Below are 5,800 nucleotides of genomic sequence, written 5' to 3' on the forward strand. Positions count from 1 at the left end.
GCCTGTGACGGCTATGGCCGCGTGGGGATGTCGGCGGGCTATGGCTCTGATGGTCTGGCGGCACTTTTTGTCGGCCTCGCCGGTGACGCTGCAGGTGTTCACCACCACTATGTCAGGATGGTCGCCCTTGCGTGCCTGCTGCAGTCCGCGCTCCTCAAGCATACGGGCTATAGTGGCTGTTTCTGAGAAATTGAGTTTGCAGCCGAATGTATGTGTCAGATATGTGAGTGGCATTGTTGCGTTGTGGTCTGGGTTCAGTTGCTGTTTTTTCCTGCTATGGCCACATTCATCAGGTCAGGCCTGAGATATTTGCTGGCCATGTCGGCTATGATCTCAGGCGACATTGTGCGGGCTGTCATAAGCCGCTGATCGAAATAGTCGGGTGAGAGCCCGTTGATATGCATCGACTGATAGAAATCGCTCACGGTGAACGGTGTTTCCATTATGTCAAGCAGCGAGGACAATTCGGTCATGCGTATGCGTTCCATTTCATCGGCGTCGGGAGGAGCCGTTGCCAGACGTGTCATCTCAGAGGCTATCTCGTCTACAACCCTGTCGCGATAGGCGTTGTCACATTCGGTGGCAATACTGATCATCCCGCCTTCGGCATATCCGAGCAGTGAGGCATGTATGCCGTAGGTCAGTCCGAGACGTTCGCGTATATTGGCCGACAGGCGGCTGCCGAAATATCCGCCGAGGGCGTTGACGGTCATTCGCAGCGGCAGATAGTCGGGATGATTGCGGTCGATCCCTCTGAGGGTGACACACACGGCGCTCTGCAATGCTCCGTCAACGGTTCTGAAGCCGCGCTTCCCGGAGCCGATGTTGAACGGCACTATGCATGACGACGGCTCTTCCATGCCCTGTGGAGGTGTTATCGATCCGAAACTGCGGTTTAGCTGGTGTTCAAGCGACGGCGTAAGACGTCCGGCTATGAAGAGCCGTATGTGGCGCGGATGAAGATTGCGTCGGTGGAAGTCGAGCAGTGTGTCGCGGTCTATTGCCGCGATGCGGTCAGGATCGGGATTCTGTGCCAGCGGGTGGCCGGCTCCAATGGTTATCTCTCTTGAAAGCGCCGACGCCTGATAGCCTACGGTCTGCTGTTCTATGGCGGTCTGCGCTATCATGCGTTCGCGCCATTTAGCCAGTCGGTCGGCCGGGAATGACGGATCGGTAAGTATGTCGATCACCTGCGGAAGTATCATCTGTCGTTTTGATTCCAGATGATAGACCGTAAAGCTTCGGTGATGGTTGCCGCTGCTGCAGGCAGTCCAGGCTCCGTTGAAGTCGAAATGATCGGCCAGAGTCAGTCCGTCGGTGGTGGTAGTGCCCTCCTGACGCAGTTGTGAGTCGAGCAGCGCTATTGCGGGATTGCCGGCCTCGGCCATGCCGCCTTCTGTGATGACGGTCAGCCGGCTGATCTCCGTGTCGGGATGATCGAGCGCCGACACTTTCATGCCGTTGTCGAGCGTCAGCTCGCGCATGGCCGGAAGTTTTATGTCGGAGGGGATATGTGTGGCCGGTGCCTTTGACCTGTCGGGTGTAGCTGACATTATGGGTCGGTAGTTATTTCTCGGCGAGCAGTGACTCAGCTCGGCGCAGGTCGTCGGGTGTGTCAATGCCAATGGTTTCACAGTCGGTCACGGCGGTCATGATCCGGTAGCCGGCCTGCAGCCATCGGAGCTGTTCGAGCGATTCGGCCAGTTCAAGAGCCGACTGCGGCAGTTTCACTATCTCGCGGAGAACTGAAGTGCGGTAGGCATATATGCCCACATGGGTGTGGAACACTGCATTGTCGAGCCATTGCTGCCATTCGTGGCCGCGGACGTAGGGGATTATCGAGCGACTGAAATACAGCGCGTGTCCGGCGCCGTCCATCACCACCTTTGGTGTGTTTGGGTCAAACAATGCGTCAAATCCGCGTTGCGGATCGAAGCGGCGGACGAGGGTGGCTATGTCGGTCGAGTTATCGGCAAAGCACTCTTTGAGCTGCGCTATCTGGCGCGGGTCGATAAAGGGTTCGTCGCCTTGAATGTTGATCACCACGTCGGCGTCCGATCCCAGAGTGTCGAGAGCCTCGCAGCACCGGTCGGTGCCGCTGCGGTGGGACGATGATGTCATGACGGCTCTTCCGCCGAAAGCCTCTACAGCCCGGGCTATGCGTTCGTCGTCGGTGGCCACTGCCACGCTGTCGAGTTCAAGGCTTGCCTGGGTGTAGACCCGTTCGATCATGGTCTTGCCGCCTATCATGGCGAGCGGTTTTCCGGGGAAACGCGTTGATGCGTATCTTGCCGGTATTATGCCTATGAATTTCATGTTTATTTGTGTTGCAATGTTTTCAGTCGATGCTTTTCAGAAGGCGGATTGTTTCGGCTCTGCCCGCGTTGATCAGGTCGGGATAATGGGCGTCGCTGTTGACTATGAGAGGTATTCCGGCCTTTTTGAGCCTGTGCCATAGCCGTCGGTTGGGGAAGGTGCGGTGATGATCGGCAAGAGCCTTGGTGTTGACTTCGGCTATTATGCCGGAGGCGGCTATATGGTCTATCACGCCGTCAAGGAGTGTGTCGAACCATGATTCATCCTCTATGCCCGGGCGGAAATGCGAGGCATTGTGTCCCACCTTGTCGAAATGTCCGATGATATTGAATCCTCCGGCATCGATCATGGCATGGGTCTGGCTGAAATATTGTTCGGTCACCCATCGGATATCGTTGTCGAAAAACTCCTGCATCTTCCATTTGAAATTTTCGAAACGCCCGTCGATGTCGACATATTCGCCTTTTTGCGTAGGCACGAAATGTATCGAGCCAATGCGGTAGTCGAGCGGCAGTGACTGGAAATAGTCTGATGCGGGTCCCCATTGCGGCCCGAGATAGTCGATCTCCATACCTGCATATATATCCATCCGGCCGGCATACAGGTCTTTAAGCCGGTCGCACTCCGCCAGATAATAGCCTACGGAGTCGCGGCTCATATTGCAGCTCGACTCCACCGTGATAGGGGAGTGGGGGGTGAATCCGTAGTGTTTCATCCCGGCATTGAGGGCGGCTTCGGCCATTTCGGCCATCGTAGCGCGTCCGTCGCAGAACTGTGTGTGGGAGTGAAAGCAATAGTCGTCGGTCTGTCTGGCTATGTCCGATATGTCGTTGTTGGTCATCATTGTAGTGCGGAATATTTCATTGTGATGATTGCCCGGATGACTTCATGCTGGTTCTGACGTAGTGTCATGACTGAGGCGTCGCACATAGCGGGCAAACATCAGAGCAAACACTGTTGCCACAGCCACTCCAGCGCATGTCGCTATCGTGAGATCGAGTCCGAAGCCTTCGGGACGCCGGGCAAAGAGTAGATAGCTCACGCTGACGGCGGTCATGAACATGGCCGGCAGCAGGCTGACTATATAGGCTTTGCGGTGGCGTGCCATATATACCGTGACTGCCCATAGCGTAAATACGGCCAGAGTCTGGTTGCTCCATGCGAAGTAGCGCCACAGCACATTGAAGTCGATCATCATCAAGGCGAAGACAGCGGCAAAAAGCGGCAGTGAGATGAGAAGGCGCTTCCATATCGTGTGCTGGCTGAGTTTCATGAAGTCGGCCACGATCAGGCGTGCGCTGCGCATGGCCGTGTCGCCGGTGCTGATCGGCGCGGCCACCACTCCGAGCAGGGCGAGAATGCCGCCGGCGGTGCCGAGCCAGCTGAACGATATTTCGCTGACAAGAGCGCCTGCACTGTTGCCGTGGGAGGCCATATAGGCTGTGAGCTGCTCATATCCGCCTGCAAAGGCTATCGCCGCGGCAGCCCAGATAAGAGCCACGATACCTTCGGTCACCATGGCGCCGTAAAATATGGGGCGGGCAAGTTTCTCGTTTTTCAGGCAGCGGGCCATCATGGGCGACTGTGTGGCATGAAAGCCGGAGATCGCGCCGCAGGCAATGCTTACAAACATCATCGGGAACACCGGATGATGCTCCGTGTCGGGCATCCTGTTGTCGAAGCCGGCGCTGAAGTCTATGGGTATGCCGAAATCGCCGAACAGCAGACATCCGAGCAGTCCCACCGCCATGAAGAGTAACGCCACTCCGAAGAGCGGATAGATATTGCCTATAAGCTTGTCGATCGGCAGCAGTGTGGCCAGGATGTAATATCCGAGTATGACGGCAATCCAGACGGTGCGGTCGAGAGTGTCGGGAGTCAGTCCGGCCAGAATGTCGGCCGGTGTGAGCACGAATACTGCGCCGACAAGCAAGAGCAGAAGCACCGAGAATCCGCGCATCACCTGCTTCACTCCGTCGCCGAGTTCATGACCTACGATCTCGGGCAGCGAAGCGCCGCCCATGCGTATGGAGATCACGCCCGACAGGAAATCGTGGACGGCGCCGGCGAAAATAGTGCCGAGCACTATCCACAGGAAGGCTGCCTGACCGAACATCACTCCCATTATAGCGCCGAAGATCGGACCGAGGCCTGCGATGTTCAGAAATTGTATGAGAAAAACCTTCCATGTAGGCATCGGCAGATAGTCTACGTCGTCGCGCAGCCGGTAGGCCGGCATCGGCCGGTTTCGGTCGGTGCCGATCAGGCGGTCGATGAGTGTGCCGTAGATGAAGTAGCCGCCGACGAGCACCGCCAGAGCTATGAGAAATGAAGTCATGATGATGCGGAACTGTTGCTGTCGGTCTGATTACTTTTCGTCGGCCGGACCGGCGATGGTTTCACGCATTATGGTGTCGGCCTGGACGTTTTTCATCCTGTAGTAGTCCATGATGCCGAGATTGCCGCTGGCAAAGGCGGCGGCCATGGCTTTGGGCAGTTCGGCCTCGGCTTCTATCACCTTTGCTCGGGCTTCCTGCGCCTTGGCTTTCATCTCCTGCTCCAGGGCTATGGCCATGGCACGGCGCTCTTCGGCCTTGGCCTGTGCGATGTTTTTGTCGGCCTGCGCCTGGTCTATCTGCAGTGCGGCGCCGATATTCTTGCCTATGTCTATGTCGGCGATGTCAATCGAGAGAATCTCGAATGCCGTGCCGCTGTCAAGGCCTTTGCGGAGCACGAGTTTTGATATGCTGTCGGGGTTTTCGAGCACCTGCTTGTGGCTCTCCGACGAGCCGATGCTCGACACTATGCCTTCGCCTACGCGGGCAAGCACGGTGTCCTCGCCGGCACCGCCTACGAGCTGGCGTATGTTGGCGCGCACCGTGACTCGGGCTTTGGCTATGAGCTGTATGCCGTCCTTGGCCACTGCGGTCACCGGGGGAGTGTCGATCACTTTGGGATTTACGCTCATCTGCACGGCCTGAAACACGTCGCGTCCGGCAAGGTCTATGGCTGTGGCCATCTTGAAGCCCAGATCTATGTTGGCTTTGGCAGCTGAGACAAGCGCATGCACCACCTTCTCCACGTCGCCTCCGGCAAGATAGTGGGCTTCGAGATCATCGCGGGTCACGCCGGTCAGTCCGGCCTTGTGTGCCTCGATCATGGCTCTGACTATCACCGATGCGGGCACTTTACGGATACGCATCAGCACGAGCTGCAGCAGTGAGATCCTGACGCCGCTCACGCGCGCCGAAATCCACAGGAAGAACGGCACGTAGTAAAAAAACACGCACAGAAGCGCCACCAACACCACACCCAGTATGATAATTGATATTTCCATTGCTTAAATGATTTTATAGGGGTCGTACATTTGTACGGTTAAATGTTTTTGAATAAATTTATCTTCAAATATCAGGCATCACAAGCATGGAACAAGGCAGATTAGGGGGTGGCAAAACCCGTGACTAACGTTCAGTCCCCATGCTTT

The 5,800-nt window shown here is 56.5% G+C and carries 5 protein-coding genes and 1 pseudogene; all 6 read right to left on the reverse strand.

The genetic code is table 11. From position 1 onward, the window contains the following. Positions 1-234: pseudogene (locus C5O24_RS10150) on the reverse strand (tRNA (N(6)-L-threonylcarbamoyladenosine(37)-C(2))-methylthiotransferase MtaB); the annotation flags it as partial. A 20-nt stretch (positions 235-254) separates the two neighbouring features. Beyond that, positions 255-1,553 carry a M16 family metallopeptidase gene (locus C5O24_RS10155; RefSeq protein ID WP_107035694.1) on the reverse strand — a complete coding sequence of 433 codons (1,299 nt, stop codon included), beginning with the start codon at positions 1,551-1,553 and terminating at the stop codon, positions 255-257. Positions 1,554-1,566: 13 nt separating this feature from the next. Then, positions 1,567-2,316, reverse strand: a complete 750-nt coding sequence (gene kdsB / locus C5O24_RS10160; RefSeq protein ID WP_107035693.1) for a 3-deoxy-manno-octulosonate cytidylyltransferase — start codon at positions 2,314-2,316, stop codon at positions 1,567-1,569. 22 nt (positions 2,317-2,338) lie between these two features. Next, on the reverse strand, positions 2,339-3,160 hold the full coding sequence (locus C5O24_RS10165; RefSeq protein WP_107035692.1) for a histidinol-phosphatase: 822 nt from the start codon (positions 3,158-3,160) through the stop codon (positions 2,339-2,341). A gap of 42 nt (positions 3,161-3,202) precedes the next feature. Further along, positions 3,203-4,654, reverse strand: coding sequence for a carbon starvation CstA family protein (locus C5O24_RS10170; RefSeq protein ID WP_107035691.1), 1,452 nt, complete (start codon positions 4,652-4,654; stop codon positions 3,203-3,205). Between the two features lie 30 nt (positions 4,655-4,684). Continuing rightward, on the reverse strand, positions 4,685-5,653 hold the full coding sequence (gene floA / locus C5O24_RS10175) for a flotillin-like protein FloA (RefSeq protein WP_107035690.1): 969 nt from the start codon (positions 5,651-5,653) through the stop codon (positions 4,685-4,687). Positions 5,654-5,800 lie beyond the last annotated feature (147 nt).

The sequence above is a fragment of the Paramuribaculum intestinale genome (assembly GCF_003024925.1).
Lineage (GTDB): Bacteria > Bacteroidota > Bacteroidia > Bacteroidales > Muribaculaceae > Paramuribaculum > Paramuribaculum intestinale.